This window comes from Bradyrhizobium sp. UFLA03-84 (genome assembly GCF_002289535.1).
In the GTDB taxonomy this organism is placed as follows: domain Bacteria; phylum Pseudomonadota; class Alphaproteobacteria; order Rhizobiales; family Xanthobacteraceae; genus Bradyrhizobium; species Bradyrhizobium viridifuturi.
The window spans coordinates 574,525-589,158 of record NZ_NSJY01000014.1 but is presented as its reverse complement, the minus strand read 5'-3'; the positions used below and the strand labels follow the sequence as shown (position 1 = coordinate 589,158).

General features: G+C 65.6%; 15 protein-coding genes. 4 read left to right on the top strand and 11 right to left on the bottom strand.

Annotated elements, in window-relative coordinates; translation table 11 throughout:
• Positions 1-28 precede the first annotated feature (28 nt).
• From CK489_RS24285 to CK489_RS24275, 3 genes are read right to left on the bottom strand one after another with little or no spacing between them, the layout of a single operon-like run.
• A complete protein-coding gene (locus CK489_RS24285) occupies positions 29-1,174 on the bottom strand; it encodes an NAD(P)/FAD-dependent oxidoreductase (protein WP_198961011.1) in 1,146 nt (381 codons plus the stop codon).
• A 2-nt stretch (positions 1,175-1,176) separates the two neighbouring features.
• Complete coding sequence (locus CK489_RS24280; protein WP_092127200.1) at positions 1,177-1,530, bottom strand: diacylglycerol kinase; 354 nt, start codon at positions 1,528-1,530, stop codon at positions 1,177-1,179.
• Between the two features lie 57 nt (positions 1,531-1,587).
• Positions 1,588-2,976 carry a class II 3-deoxy-7-phosphoheptulonate synthase gene (locus tag CK489_RS24275; RefSeq protein ID WP_095734085.1) on the bottom strand — a complete coding sequence of 463 codons (1,389 nt, stop codon included), beginning with the start codon at positions 2,974-2,976 and terminating at the stop codon, positions 1,588-1,590.
• Positions 2,977-3,128: 152 nt separating this feature from the next.
• Between CK489_RS24275 and CK489_RS24270 the strand changes: the two genes are divergently transcribed.
• The gene (locus tag CK489_RS24270) at positions 3,129-4,055 is read left to right on the top strand and encodes an alpha/beta hydrolase family protein (RefSeq protein ID WP_095734084.1); all 927 of its coding nucleotides are present in this window, start codon (positions 3,129-3,131) and stop codon (positions 4,053-4,055) included.
• A 40-nt stretch (positions 4,056-4,095) separates the two neighbouring features.
• Here the strand turns inward: CK489_RS24270 and CK489_RS24265 are convergent, their stop codons facing one another.
• The 8 genes from CK489_RS24265 to CK489_RS24230 form a co-directional block, all read right to left on the bottom strand.
• Complete coding sequence (locus CK489_RS24265; protein WP_095734083.1) at positions 4,096-4,449, bottom strand: cupin domain-containing protein; 354 nt, start codon at positions 4,447-4,449, stop codon at positions 4,096-4,098.
• Positions 4,450-4,524: 75 nt separating this feature from the next.
• Positions 4,525-4,713 carry a DUF2934 domain-containing protein gene (locus CK489_RS24260; RefSeq protein ID WP_050628993.1) on the bottom strand — a complete coding sequence of 63 codons (189 nt, stop codon included), beginning with the start codon at positions 4,711-4,713 and terminating at the stop codon, positions 4,525-4,527.
• 610 nt (positions 4,714-5,323) lie between these two features.
• Positions 5,324-6,778, bottom strand: a complete 1,455-nt coding sequence (locus tag CK489_RS24255; protein ID WP_095734082.1) for an amino acid permease — start codon at positions 6,776-6,778, stop codon at positions 5,324-5,326.
• Positions 6,779-6,986: 208 nt separating this feature from the next.
• A complete protein-coding gene (locus tag CK489_RS24250; RefSeq protein WP_095734081.1) occupies positions 6,987-8,075 on the bottom strand; it encodes an alpha/beta hydrolase family protein in 1,089 nt (362 codons plus the stop codon).
• A gap of 25 nt (positions 8,076-8,100) precedes the next feature.
• On the bottom strand, positions 8,101-9,486 hold the full coding sequence (gene gor / locus CK489_RS24245) for a glutathione-disulfide reductase (RefSeq protein WP_095734080.1): 1,386 nt from the start codon (positions 9,484-9,486) through the stop codon (positions 8,101-8,103).
• Positions 9,487-9,562: 76 nt separating this feature from the next.
• Complete coding sequence (locus tag CK489_RS24240) at positions 9,563-10,096, bottom strand: DUF2059 domain-containing protein (RefSeq protein WP_050628991.1); 534 nt, start codon at positions 10,094-10,096, stop codon at positions 9,563-9,565.
• Between the two features lie 23 nt (positions 10,097-10,119).
• A complete protein-coding gene (gene rpiA / locus CK489_RS24235) occupies positions 10,120-10,818 on the bottom strand; it encodes a ribose-5-phosphate isomerase RpiA (protein ID WP_094194007.1) in 699 nt (232 codons plus the stop codon).
• 107 nt (positions 10,819-10,925) lie between these two features.
• Positions 10,926-11,759 (bottom strand): SDR family NAD(P)-dependent oxidoreductase, encoded by an 834-nt coding sequence (locus CK489_RS24230; protein ID WP_095734079.1) that lies wholly within the window; start codon positions 11,757-11,759, stop codon positions 10,926-10,928.
• 74 nt (positions 11,760-11,833) lie between these two features.
• On the opposite strand from CK489_RS24230, the gene CK489_RS24225 reads away from it, so the two are divergent.
• The 3 genes from CK489_RS24225 to moaA all read left to right on the top strand — a co-directional run bounded on the left by CK489_RS24225 (position 11,834) and on the right by moaA (position 14,442).
• The gene (locus tag CK489_RS24225) at positions 11,834-12,514 is read left to right on the top strand and encodes an HAD hydrolase-like protein (protein WP_050628990.1); all 681 of its coding nucleotides are present in this window, start codon (positions 11,834-11,836) and stop codon (positions 12,512-12,514) included.
• 160 nt (positions 12,515-12,674) lie between these two features.
• Complete coding sequence (locus tag CK489_RS24220; RefSeq protein ID WP_095734078.1) at positions 12,675-13,163, top strand: hypothetical protein; 489 nt, start codon at positions 12,675-12,677, stop codon at positions 13,161-13,163.
• A gap of 244 nt (positions 13,164-13,407) precedes the next feature.
• Entirely contained in the window at positions 13,408-14,442 is a 1,035-nt protein-coding gene (moaA, locus tag CK489_RS24215) for a GTP 3',8-cyclase MoaA (protein WP_050628989.1), read from the top strand.
• The last annotated feature ends 192 nt before the right edge of the window (positions 14,443-14,634 follow it).

Here is a 14,634-nt window from a genome sequence, read left to right as displayed (position 1 = left end):
ATTGCAGAAATCGCACTGGGATCCCTGGTCAGGGTGCAAGCTCCGCCCTCACCTCGCCGAGCAGCGCCAAAGCACCCATCCGGCCCAATTCGTCCGAACATTTTGCGCTCTTGCCGTAGCAGCAAAATGCGACGGTGACCCGCTCGGACAGCGGCCCGATAAGAGGCAAGCCGCTATCGCCAAAGCTGGTCATGCAGGGCACGACGCGGCGCTCTTCGAACTTGAGGCCGCGGATGCGATCGAGGATTTGCGCTTGCAGGCGATCAGCGACGTCGACTGATCCGCCCGACCGGAACCAGTCCTTGATGTCAGCTTCGCTGCCGAGCGGACGATCGACCGGATCGCCGCCGAGCTTCAACCAGGTCTGGCCGCCCGGATACGGGATCGGCGGCAGGATATAGGGGTTGTCGCCCTTCGGCCCGAGACAGCGCATCGACGGCATGCCGGCCAGGCGTTCGACCTCTGCCCGATCGAGCCGGAACAGCGCCGCGGTGCGCGCATAGACCGTAACACCCAGCGATCGGCCGAGCAGCGATTGGGTATGCCCGCCGGCGGCAACCAGCACACGATCGGCTTCGACATGACCCGATCGCGTCCGGATCGTCACACCGGAAGCGGTTTCCGAAATCCCGAGCGCAGCTTCGTCGATGATCCGCGCGCCCGCGCGCTCCGCCGCGATCGTCTGCGCCCGCACCAGGCGCCGCGGGCTGATGTAGCCGGCATTGCGCGGCTCGAAATAGCCCAGCATGCCCGCGGTTGATTTCAGAAACGGAAACCGCTCGGCGAGCGCCGTGTCCTGATAGGATTCACAGGAGATCGCCTCGTCGGCACAGACTTGGCCAACTGAAGCGACATCGGTGGTTTCGCTGTTGCCGACATGAAGCGCGCCGGCTTCCCGATAGAAATCGACACCGCTTTCCGCAGCAATCTCGCCGTAGCGCGCGATCGCGGCGCGGTTCATCTGCCGCCAGAAGGCTTGCGGATCGTAGGTCCGGGTGATGCGGCCTTCGTCATAGTGGCTGCCGAACACGCCGTCATGGTGCGAAAAATCAGCCGGCTCACCCGGCCCGATCAGTGCGACCTCATGCCCCATCTTGCTCAGATGCCGCGCGGCCGCCGACCCGATCAGACCTCGTCCGATCACCGCAAGCTTGATCGGCTTATCGACGGTCACGGTTAGAACGCACCCATGCGCTCGGCGAGGGCAAACAGCCAGAACAGCCCGGCCATGACCAGCGCGACGCCGACGGCGGCGGAGCCCATGTCCTTGACCCGCCCGATCTGCGGATCGTGATCCATGGTCAGACGGTCGGCGAGCTTCTCGATCGCGGTGTTGAGCAGCTCGATCACGAGCACCAGCACCACGGTCGCGACCAGCTCGACCCGACGCATCACGGTGGCGCCGACCAGCCAGGCCAGTGGCACCGACAGCACGAGCGCAACGACCTCCTCGCGGATCGCCTGCTCCGAGCGGATGGCGAATGCCAGCCCGTTGCGCGAGTTGATGGTGGCTCGCCAGAACCTCAGCAAGTCACTGCCCCCAAAACACTGCCCTCAAGTCACTGCCCCCAACTCGCCTGCCCCAAATCACAACCCCGCGGCGGCCGGCATCGGTTTGACCTTGCCGGCGCGCTCCTGCTTCAGGAGCTCGGCGATCAGGAAGGCCATGTCGATCGACTGTTCGGCGTTGAGACGGGGATCGCAGACCGTGTGATAGCGGTCGTTGAGATCCTCATCGGTGATGGCGCGCGCGCCGCCGATGCATTCGGTGACGTCCTGCCCGGTCATCTCCAGATGCACGCCGCCGGCATGGGTGCCCTCGGCCGCATGGATTGCGAAGAACGACTTCACCTCCGCCAGCACGCGGTCGAACGGCCGCGTCTTGTAGCCCGAGGTCGAGGTGATGGTGTTGCCGTGCATCGGATCGCACGACCAGACCACGACACGGCCCTCGCGCTGCACGGCGCGGATCAGGCCCGGCAGGTGGTCGCCGACCTTGTCGGCGCCGAACCGGTTGATCAGGGTCAGGCGTCCCGGCTCATTGTCGGGATTGAGGATATCGATCAGCTTCAAGAGCTCGTCCGGCTTCAGCGACGGGCCGCATTTCAGGCCGATCGGGTTCTTGATGCCGCGGAAATATTCGACATGGCCATGGTCGAGCTGACGGGTGCGGTCGCCGATCCAGATCATGTGGCCCGAGGTCGCGTACCAGTCGCCGGTGGTGGAATCGACCCGCGTCATCGCCTGCTCGTAGCCAAGCAGCAGCGCCTCGTGGCTGGTATAGAAATCGGTGGCGCGCAGCTCGGGATGGCTCTCGAGATCGAGGCCGCAGGCGCGCATGAAGTTCAGCGCGTCCGAGATGCGGTCGGCGAGCTCCTTGTAGCGGCGGGACTGCGGCGAATCCTTCAGGAAGCCGAGCATCCATTGATGCACGCTGCCGAGATTGGCGAAGCCGCCGGTCGCGAACGCACGCAGCAGGTTCAGCGTCGCCGCGGATTGGCGATAGGCCATCAGCTGGCGCTGTGGATCGGGAACACGCGCTTCCGGCGTGAAGGCGATGTCGTTGACGATGTCGCCGCGATAGCTCGGCAGCTCGACGTCGCCCTGCTTCTCGGTCGGCGACGAGCGCGGTTTTGCAAACTGCCCGGCGATGCGGCCGACCTTCACCACCGGCAGCGCGCCGGCATAGGTCATGACCACGGCCATCTGCAGCAGCACGCGGAAGAAGTCGCGGATGTTGTTGGCGCCGTGCTCGGCAAAGCTCTCGGCGCAGTCGCCGCCCTGCAGCAGGAAGGCTTCACCGGCAGCGACCCGGCCGAGCGCCTTCTTCAGGCTGCGTGCCTCGCCCGCGAACACCAGCGGCGGAAAGGTCGCCAGCTGGGCCTCGACATCGGCCAATGCCTTGGCATCGGGATAATCGGGCACCTGCAGCACCTTCTTGGCGCGCCAGCTATCGGGTGTCCACCGCTCGGACATGAGGTCAACTCCTGAGCAAAAACCGCGACTTAATCGCGGGCCTACGGAAAGCCCGGCTTATACACAGGGCGCCAGCCTCTCGCTAGAAGGATTCCTGCAATTCCGTCAAGCCCTTGCAAGAAAATCCGAATTCGCATTTGGTAGAGCATAGCATGAATGCCGGGGAAATCGCCGTGGCCGCCGCCGCGCTGGACGACGTTTTTAGCGACGATATCGTCGTGCCGGCCGCGGACGGCTATCCGCTTGCCGCGACGCTGTTCCTGCCCCGGGCTAAGAAGCGCCACGCCGTCCTGATCAACTCGGCGACCGCGGTGCCGCGCAAGGTCTATCGCGGCTTTGCCGGCTACCTCGCCCGCCGCGGCGCCGCGGTCCTCACCTACGACTACCGTGGCACCGGGGATTCCAGGCCGATGGCGGCGACCGGCCTGAACAAGCAGAAGTCGCTGGCCGGCTTCAAGGCCACGATGGCGGACTGGGCCGCGCTCGACGCCACCGCCGCCGTGCGCTGGATGCACGAGCGCTATCGCGACCTGCCGTTTGCCTATGTCGGCCACTCCTTCGGCGGCCAGGCGCTCGGGCTGCTTGCCAACAACGCTGACATTCCCCGCGCGCTGCTGATCGCCTCGCAGGCCGCGCATTGGAAGCTGATGGCCTCGCCCGAGCGCTACCGCGTCGTCGCCTTCATGAACGGCATCGGGCTGCCACTGGCGCGGACGCTCGGCTATGTGCCCGCCTGGGCCGGCCTCGGCATGGACCTGCCGCGCGGCGTGTTCGAGCAATGGCGAAGCTGGGTGATGCGCGAGCGCTACCTGCTCGACGATCCAGCACTTGCCGCGCGCGAAAATTTTCCGAAGTTCAAGGGCAAGCTCCGCGCGCTCACCATCACCGACGACACCTGGGCGACGCGGCCGGCGGTCGAACTGCTGTGCTCGGCGTTCACGTCGATCACGCCCGACATCATCGTGATCAGTCCCGCGGACGCCGGCGTGCCGAAGATTGGCCATTTCGGCTTCTTCCGCAGCGAACACCGCGACGCGCTGTGGCGCGGCGCCGCGGAATGGCTCGAGGCGGAGGGGTAAGGGCGACACCCTCCGCTGTCGCCCCTGCGAACCGAAGGTCTCACACCACCTTCCGCGCCGCTGCCGTCGCCACATCCCCCGTATTCGGCGTCCCGGTCGGCTCGATCAGCAGCAGATGCACCTCCTCCCGCGCGATGGGGCGATGCTCGACGCCCTTCGGCACGATGTACATCTGGCCTTGGCTCAGCGTGACGGTGCGGTCGCGCAGCTCGATGTCGAGCACGCCTTTCAGCACCAGGAAGAAGTCGTCGGTGTCGTCGTGCTTGTGCCAGACGAACTCGCCCTGCACCTTCACCACCATGACGTCGCAGGCGTTGAACTGCGCGACGGTGCGCGGCGACCAGTAGTCGGAGAAGGTCGATAATTTTTCGTCGAGATCAATCGCATCGCTCATTGGTGCCTCAGGGTTCGGTCAAGGCACACTAGCGCAATCATCTCTGCGATGCTTCGCAGCTTGGCCGGCGCGCTCCTATTGATAGGTGGACGGCTTGTGATGGCCGTTCATTCCGCAGGGCGTTTCGCCGTTGGCGGCCTTGCGCTCCAGCAGTTCCCGTTCGGCCTTGTACCAGAGCTGATCCATCTGGCCTGGCGGCTCGCCGGCGTCCTTCCACAGCTCATAGGCGCGGGTCCGAATCTCTTGCTCGGTGGGACCTGTCATGGGCGGCTCCCTCAATTTGAGACATCAAACTGTTTGAGAGTGGAACAGCCAGCATAGCGCAAGGTTCCAAGGCGCGCGAGATGCCGCACTGCCGACAGCGCGCCATCTGTGCACAAGCCCATGGCGCAGGCCATTCGCCCGAAACCGGATCTGATTTTGAACCTGCCCAAAGAAAAGGCCCCAGCAGGGGGGCACAGGCTGAGGCCAAGTCATCACAAATGAGGTCGAAGCGTCACGCGACCAGCAGCCAGGCGACGCTGACGATGAGGGCGATGAATGACGCCCCGGCAAAGCCGAGGAAGCCGTAATCCAAACTGTCCATGTGATCCGGTCTGAACATGCCCGCAGTCTGAGCCCGGACAAGCGCGGCCGCATTCACATATGCATGTCAGCAAGGGTGCCCTAATTCCCCCCGGCGCCGGAACGAACGGCCGCAGCGAGCAGCCCGCGCTCCGGCAACGCGCGATATTACAGCGGCAAACTACCCCTTCAGAGGTATGAAACCTCTGCGGCTCTACGCAGACCAATCCTCATCAGGATTTTGCCACGACCCTCCTGGGGCTAGAGACAGCGCCGCTCGCAAGTATTTCAAGCGAGCGGCGTTGCGCTGTCAGGAAGATCTCGTTCCGTTGAGCAGCACCGAGTGACGGCGGCCATAGGCGAAATAGAGCCCGAGGCCGATCACCAGCCACACGACGAGCCGCAGCCAGGTCTCCAGCGGCAGGAACACCATCAGCATCAGCGAGAAGGCGATGCCGAGCACCGGGACGACAGGGACGCCGGGCGTGCGGAACGGGCGCGCGATCTCCGCATCGCTCTTGCGCAGATAGATCACCGCGCCACAGACTAGCACGAAAGCGAACAGCGTGCCGATAGAGACCATCTCGCCGAGGATATCGATCGGGGTCAGCGCGGCGACAATGGCGACCACGATGCCGATCATGAGCTGGCTCTTCCAGGGCGTCCCGAGCGAGGGATGCACGTCGGAGAACAGCCTTGGCAGCAGGCCGTCCTTGGCGATCTGGAAGAAGATCCGGCTCTGGCCATACAGCAGCACCAGGATCACCGTGGTGAGGCCGGACAGCGCGCCGATCTTGATCAGCACCGAGAACCAGGTCTGTCCGATGACATCGACGCCCTTGGCGATCGGATCGGCGACGCCGAGCTCGGTGTAGGGCACGAGGCCGGTGAGCACGCCGGCGACCGCGACATACAGGATCGTGCAGATCAGCAGCGAGCCGAGAATACCGATCGGCATGTCGGTCTGCGGATGCTTGGCTTCCTGCGCCGCGGTCGACACCGCGTCGAAGCCGATGAAGGCGAAGAACACGACGGAGGCGCCGCGCATCACGCCGGTCCAGCCGAACTGACCGAAGGTGCCGGTGTTATCGGGGATGAAGGGATGCCAGTTCGCCGGCGTCACGTACCCGGCGCCGAACAGGATGAAGGCGAGCACAACGGCGAGCTTGATGCCGACCATGATGTTGTTGAGCCGGGCCGACTCCTTGGTTCCACCGATCAGCATCGCGGTCAGCAGCAGTACGATGAACGCCGCCGGCAGATTGACGATGCCGGCGACCGTCGAGCCATCGGCCAGCTTGGCCTCGGTCCACGGCGCCGCGGCATATTGCGCGGGAATGTTGATGCCGAAATTGCGCAGCAGCGAGGCGATGTAGCCGGACCAGCCGACTGCGACGGTGGAGGCGCCCATCGCGTATTCGAGGATCAGGTCCCAGCCGATGATCCAGGCGAACAGCTCGCCGAGGGTCGCGTAGGTGTAGGTATAGGTGCTGCCGGAGACCGGCAGCAGCGCCGCGAGCTCGGCGTAGCAAAGGCCGACAAAGGCGCAGGCGATGCCGCCGACGACGAAGGACAGCATGATGGCAGGGCCGGCATAATGCGCCGCCGCGGTGCCGGTCAGAACGAAGATGCCCGCACCGATGATGCAGCCGATCCCGAGTGCCGTGATGCTCAGCGCCCCGAGCGTCTTGCCGAGCGTGTGCTCGCCCGCCTCCGCGATGATGGTGGCGACCGACTTGCGCGTCATCAAACCCAGATCAGTCATGGCGACATCTCCTTCCGATGTGACCGGTACTGGGTAACAATCAGAACGAGCGCTTCGGGTTCCGCGTATCGGAACGATTGTCCTGCCCGGCGGCCTGGGTTGGCGCTTGATTGGCGCGGAGTAACGGCGCCGGTCGCAGACCAGACGCGAGCCGAATGTGTCCGGATGTTGCGACACGACGATCCGCATCGTCATGGCGTGATCCCACTCACCGCAGGTTTGCGGTGAAGAAATCGAGCGCAAGTCTCAAGGTCTCTGCATGAACTTCATCCCGATCGGTGCCGTCGGGATCGCGGCATACGGCCCGGCCGATCACCAGGCGCCCTGCCAGGGTACAGGTCCCGAAGAAGATAAAGTGGCCTGCGCCTGGAAACAGCTTGAGCGTGGCATGGGGCACCGCCTTGCCGAGCGCCTCGGCACCCGAGGCCGGCGGTGTGACCTCGTCGGCGCTTCCCGCGACGATCGCGAGCGGGATCGATATGGCGCCGAGGCTCTCCGGCGTGAAGGACGGCACGGGGCCCGGCGCCATTGCGAACACGGCGCGAACGCGCTCGTCACGATAGGATCTGCCAGCAAGACCGTAGCGCTGGCGGAAATCGGGGTCGGTCGTCAGGCGCGACAGGCTCTTCTGGCGCAACTCTGTCGCGCCCGACTGCGACGTGCACAGCGCGTCGGCGGCGGGCGAGCGGCAGAATGCCGGAGTGCGCTCCGGATCGGTGATGCCGCCGGCGATGGCGATCGCGGTGTTGCCGCCGTATGAATGACCGGCGGCGCCGATCCGCGCCGGATCGATCTGGTCGCCGAAGGTCCTGTCGGCACGCATGGCGTCAATCACCGCGCTGAGATCGACGGCGCGCAACCACGTCAACGTGTAACCCTCGACCGTCGTAGGTTCGGATCCGTTGTTGCCGGGGTGGTTGAGCGCAACGGCGATGAATCCGTGCGCCGCAAGCCCTGCGCCGAACCAGGCGAGAGTGGATGCGGAGCCGCCAAAACCGTGGGACAGCAGGATCAGCCCGCGGCGGGGCCCCGCCGCCGGCGCCGCATCGGGCGCGGCGCTGCCGGTGCTGACGAATGGGACGATGCGCGGCCCGGTCCATTGCGGCTGCTCGCGCGCATCGGCTGCGGCCGGGTACCAGATCGTGACGCGGAGCGCGTGCAGCTTGGCGCCGCGCCAATCGTAAGGCTCGGGCGGAATCAAATCACGCGTCGTGACGCCGACCTTGAACGCAGTGTCGTCGGCGCGTGCGAGCCCCGGCGCGGCGAGCAGGATCAGCCACAGCGCCAGAAACCTCATCGGCAGAATGCCTCGTCTGGGTGTCCTACTCCGCCGCCTGCCGCACGTGGCGGGCGGTGGGCGTGCGCATCGTCACCAGTTCCTCCGATGCGGTCGGATGCAGCGCGATGGTGGCATCGAAATCCGCTTTCGTCGCCTTCATCTTCACGGCGATCGCGACGACTTGCGTGATCTCGGCGGCGCAGTCGCCGACGATGTGGCAGCCGAGCACGCGGTCGCTCGACCCGTCGACCACGAGCTTCATCAGCACGCGGGTGTCGCGGCCGGACATCGTCGCCTTGATCGGGCGGAAATCGGTCTTGTAGATGTCGACGTGGCTGAACTGCGCCCGCGCCTCTTCTTCCGTTAGACCAACCGTGCCGACCTCGGGCTGCGAGAACACCGCGGTCGGGATCGTCGCGTGGTCGACCTGCACCGGACGCTTGCCGAACACGGTGTCGGCGAAGGCATGGCCCTCGCGGATGGCGACCGGCGTCAGATTCGCGCGGTGGGTGACGTCACCGACCGCGTAGATATTGTCGACCGAGGTCTTCGACCAGCCATCGACCTGGATGCCGCCATTGGCGGGATTGATGGCGACGCCTGCCGTCTCCAGCCCGAGATTGGCGACGTTGGGATGGCGGCCGATCGCGAACATCACCTGGTCGGCGGCAATGCTCGACCCGCCGGACAGATGCGCGGTGAAGTCCCGTCCGTGCTTGTCGACCTTGGTCACCGTGCAGCCGGTGATGATGGTGATGCCGCGCTTCTCCATCTCGGCGCGGACATGCTTGCGCACGTCCTCGTCGAAGCCGCGCAGGATGTTGTCGCCGCGATAGACCACCGTCACGTCGGAGCCGTAGCTGGCGAAGATGCCGGCGAATTCCAGCGCGATGTAGCCGCCGCCCTGGATCACGATCCGCTTCGGCAGCTCCTTGAGATGAAACGCCTCGTTGGAGGAGATCACGTGCTCGATGCCGGGGACATGCGGCCCGTGATTGGGCGCGCCGCCGGTGGCGATCAGGATGTACTTCGCGGTGACCTTCTCGCCGGTGGCGAGGCGGAGCGTGTGGGCATCCTCCAGCACTGCGCGGGACTTGACGATCCGCGCACCGGACTTCTCGACATTGGTGGTGTAGGCGCCCTCGAGCCGGGCGATCTCCTTGTCCTTGTTGGCGACCAGCGTCGCCCAGTCGAACGAGACCTGGCCGATGCTCCAGCCGAAGCCGGCTGCGTCCTCGATCTCCTGGTGGACATGGCTGCCGATCACGAACAGCTTCTTCGGCACGCAGCCGCGGATCACGCAGGTACCGCCCATCCGGTATTCTTCGGCAACCACGACCTTCGCGCCATAGTTGGCAGCGATGCGGGCGGCACGCACGCCGCCCGAACCACCACCGATGACAAACAGGTCGACGTCAAACTCGGCCATGGGTACCTCTCTTTTCATCCTCGCCCCGCGAGCGGGGCGAGGTCACACGGAGCGCATCAGAGCGCTCAAAAACCCATCAGATATCCTTGCCGCGCTTCTTCATCTCGGCCTTGAACTGGCCGTTGACGATCACGCCGAACTGCTGCGCCCACTGCTGCATATATTGCAGCGAGCCGTTGATTGCAGTGGGCTCCGCGGTCAAAAGCTTCTGACCGAGCGGCGTCTTGTAGAACGTCACGAGGTCCTTGAGCTCCTGCTCGGTGAACTCGGCGGCGTAGATCTGCGCCATGCCGTCGCCGATCTCCTTCTCGCTGCCCGCGAATTGCTTGGCGACGATCACCGCGACCTCGTCGAGATCCTTCTGGTAGTTCAGGTACTGCTGCAGCAGGCCGGTCTTGGTCTTCTCGATGATTCCCGGAACGGCGCCGGAATACATCACCGCGACGTTCTTCATCGCCAAGATTTCCTTGGCGGCCGCGATCGCCGCGGGCGTCGACTGCTTGACCTTGGGCATGGGGGGCAATTGCTGCTGCGCCATGGCCGGCGCTGCCGCGAGCGCCAGTCCCGCCGCCAGGGCCGCTGCCGACAAAAGTCCCGAAAAACGCTTCATTCCAAGTCTCCTTGCTTGCGGCGCTATCGCCGTTCAACAACCCGAATTCCCTGTGCGCCGGCCAGGACGGCGACGCTGCCAAGCCCGATGAACAGGCCGTGTTCGACCACGCCCGGAATGACGCTGAGCAGACCCGCAAGACGCGGCGGGTCGCCGATCCGGCCGAGATGGGCATCGACGATCCAGTGGCCGCCATCGGTGACAAAAACGTGACCGTCCTTGCCCTTACGGATGATCATTTGGCCGGACACGCCGGCCTCACGGAACGCCCGCGCCATCGCAGCCTGCGTTGCGGCGAGCCCGAACGGGATCACCTCGACCGGCAGCGGAAAGCGGCCGAGCACGTCGACCCATTTGCTGTCATCGGCGATCACGATCATGCGATCACTTGCGGCGGCCACGATCTTCTCGCGCAGCAGCGCGCCGCCACCGCCCTTGATCAGATTGAGCGCGGGGTCGATCTCGTCGGCGCCGTCGATGGTGAGGTCGAGATGGTCGATCTCGTCCAGCGTGGTCAGCGGCACGCCGCAGCGGATCGCGTCCGCCCGCGTCGCCTCTGAGGTCGGCACTCCGATCACCTTCATACCGGAGCGGACCTTCTCGCCGAGCAGTTCGACGAAGTGCTTGGCGGTCGACCCGGTGCCGAGCCCGAGTTTCATGCCGTCGCGCACCTCTTCGAGCGCGCGCGCCGCCGCCTGGCGTTTCAGTGCGTTCATGTCCACGGCCGATAGCCCCTCGGTTGTCCGTTACGGGCGCGCCATCGGGCGGCCCGGCGGGCGCATATCTAGCCTCGATTCACGGACAGGAATAGCGTCATCCGGACCCGTCCTTAGGCCGAAACGGCGTCCATCGCGGCCAAAATCGCCGCAAAACGGTCCTCGACCTCGGCTCGCATCCCGGGGTGGGTAAAAATGTAGAACTGGTCGTCGCGGATCGCGGCCAGCACCTGGGCCGCAACCAGCGACGGGTCGAGGCCGGTCTCCAGGCGGCGCGCGATCTCGGCGATGAGCGCGGCTGCGGGGCTGTCCGGAGCGGGCTGGCGCGGCGGGCCGTATTGCTCCGGGCGGTTGCGCCCGCTCTCGCCGATCCGGGTCCGCACATAGCTCGGGCAGAGCACGCTGACGCCGATCCCGAGCGGCTTCAGTTGCGCCGAAAGCCCCTCGGAGAGGCTGACGACGGCGAATTTGGACGCCGAATACGGGCTCACGCCGAGCCCCGCATTCATGCCGGCCATCGACGCCGTGTTGACGATATGGCCGCCCTCGCCGTGCGCGCGGATATGCGGCAGGAAGCTCCGGATGCCATGCACGACGCCCATCAGGTTGACGTCGATCACCCAGCGCCAGTCGTCGACGGAGATCCGGTCGATGCCCCCGCCCCCCGCGACGCCGGCATTGTTGCAGACGACATGGACCTTCCCGAAAGCGAGGAACGAGGCCTGCGCCGCGCCGTCGACGCTGCCGGGGTCGGCGACGTCGCAAACCACGCCACGGACATCCGCGCCGCCGGCCCGCAGCGTGTCGACGGCCTTGTCCAGCGCGTGGGTTTCGATGTCGGCGAGCATCACCTTCATGCCCTCGCGCGCGAACGCGGTTGCCATGGCCAGTCCGATTCCGCTGGCCGCGCCGGTGACAAAAGCGGCTTTTCCGGCAAGTTCCCGCATCCGAGCCTCCCTTTTTTGCGCGACACTAGCATCTTCTCTTGCATCGCGCGGCGCTGCCCGATAGCGAAAGACAGATGTCCGCCTCGTCTCCTCCCATCATTGTATTCGATCTCGACGGCACGCTGGTCGACACCGCGCCTGATCTCATCAGCGCGCTCAATTACGTGCTCGACCGCGAGGGTATGCGGCCGGTGCCGTTGTCGGCGGCGCGCAACATGATCGGCGCCGGCGCGCGCAAGCTGCTCGAGCGCGGGCTCGAGGTGGACGGACGCGTGGTCAGCCTCGCTGACCTCGATCGTCTGACCAAGGATTTCGTCGACTTCTACGCCGAACACATCGCCGACGGCTCGCGTCCGTTCGAGGGGCTGGAGACTACGCTCGACTTGCTCGCGGCGAAGGGCCACCAGTTTGCGGTCTGCACCAACAAGCTGGAGTGGCTGTCGAAGCTGTTGCTCGACCGGCTCGGTTTGACGCCGCGCTTTGCTGCGATCTGTGGCCAGGACACGTTCGGCGTTGCCAAGCCCGATCCGGCGTTCCTGCGCGAGACGGTGGTCCGCGCCGGCGGCAGGCTGCCGGGCGCCATCATGGTCGGCGATGCCGGTCCTGACGTCGGGGTCGCCCGGCGCGCAAACGTGCCGGTGATCGGGGTCGATTTCGGCTACACTGACGTGCCGATGACCGAGCTGAAGCCGGATCGGCTGATCAGCCATATGCGCGACCTGCCGGACGCCATCGCCAGCCTCATCGGCGCATAAGCTTCTCACAACACACTGATATCGCTTGGCAATATTTTGCCATGCGATTTTGCCATTAACCATCCTTTAACGAACAGCCCTCCCCCTGTTGCGCCTCTGTTCCGACGCTCCTATGGTCGGGCCGGGGATTGTGGCTGATTGCCGCATTAGAGTGTGGATCATGCGTCGTATCATCGTAATTGCGGCCGCCGGGCTGAGCCTGGCCGGCTGCTCCTCCTTCTCATTGGATTCGTTCAAGTCCGCGCCGCCGCCAATGCAGGTGCAGCTGGATTCGAACCCACAAGGCGCCGACGCCGTGACGTCGATCGGGCCGGGCTGCAAGACGCCCTGCTCCGTGTCGATCCCGGCTCCGGAGAGCAACTTCACCGTCACCTTCAATATGCCGAAGTTCCAGCCGGCGACGGTGCCGGTGACAGTGACCCGCTCGCCGGGCGACTTCAGCAGCCCTGCCACCACCACGCTCGATCCGAGCCCGGTGTTCGCCGAGCTACAGCCCGCCGGCCCGCCGCCGCGCGCGCACAAGCCGCGGCCGAAGCGGAAGAAGCCGAAGCCGGCTGCTGCCGGGGCGCCTGCCGCCGCGCCGGACGCGGCGTTCCCTGCCCCGGCTGCGGCGCCGCCGCCGGCTGCCGCGCCAGCGCCAACGCGCTAGACATTGCGTGATTGCAGTGCACAAGAACCCGGCCGCAGGCCGGGTTTTCTGCATTGTGTGAAGACACATCGGCGATTGCGATCATGCATCGCGCGATCTGCCTCACCTATCGCTTCGCAATTCGCATTGCAGGTTGCGGATCATCCCTTGGAACGCATTGTGACGGTGTGCCAACATGCATAGATTGTGCGTGCGGGCCGACCACGGCTCGGCACGCAGCGACAGATTGCAAGGCTTGAGCTGAATGAACGGATCCACGCAGGCGCAACCCGACACGCTGTTCCGTCCGATGACCGATCCGTTCGGCCGGACGATCCGTTACCTGCGCGTCTCCGTCACCGACCGCTGCGACCTGCGCTGCTTCTACTGCATGTCGGAAGACATGACGTTCCTGCCGAAGGCGGATCTCCTGACGCTGGAGGAACTCGACCGGCTCTGCTCCGCCTTCGTCGCCAAGGGCGTGCGCAAGATCCGCCTCACCGGCGGTGAGCCGCTGGTCCGCCGCAACGTGATGGGCCTGGTGCGTTCGCTGTCGCGCCACCTTTCGACCGGCGCGCTCGACGAATTGACCCTGACCACCAACGGCTCGCAGCTCGCCCGCTTCGCGCAGGAGCTGGCCGATTGCGGCGTGCGCCGCGTCAACGTCTCGCTCGACACGCTCGACCCCGTAAAATTCCGGGCCATCACCCGTTGGGGCGACATCGACAAGGTGCTGTCGGGCATCGAGGCGGCGCGCTCGGCCGGGCTCGCGGTCAAGATCAATGCGGTCGCGCTGAAGAACATGAACGAGGACGAGATTCCCGCGCTGATGGAATGGGCGCACGGCAAGGGCATGGGCCTGACGTTGATCGAGGTGATGCCGATGGGCGACATCGGCGAGGGCCGCATCGATCAGTACGTGCCGCTGTCACTGCTGCGCGCGCGGCTCGAGAAGCACTACACGCTGACCGACCTTGCCGACGACACCGGCGGCCCTGCCCGCTATGTCCGCATCGCCGAGACCGGCGGCAAGCTCGGCTTCATCACGCCGATGACCCACAATTTCTGCGAATCCTGCAACCGGGTGCGGATCACCTGCACCGGCACGCTGCACACCTGCCTCGGTCACGAGGACGCCTCCGACCTGCGTCGCCCGCTCCGCGCTTCGCCCGATAATGATCTGCTGTCGGCGGCCATCGACCGGGCCATCGGACTGAAGCCGAAGGGGCACGACTTCATCATCGACCGCCGCCATAACCGCCCGAGCGTCAGCCGCCACATGAGCGTGACCGGCGGCTAGTCCGAAGCCCTCTCCCGACGCCTGCTTCGTCCCCCGATTACCAAGGCGGGACAACGGTTTGCCGCGGCGTCAATTTGCCCATTTTCCGATTGACGGCGTTCCGCGGCGCTGATTTGGTGCCCCGGCTTTCACGCTTGCCAGGCCGGACAGGCCGCTGCCCGTCGGTTGTCGACGATCCGGCAGCCAAGAGCA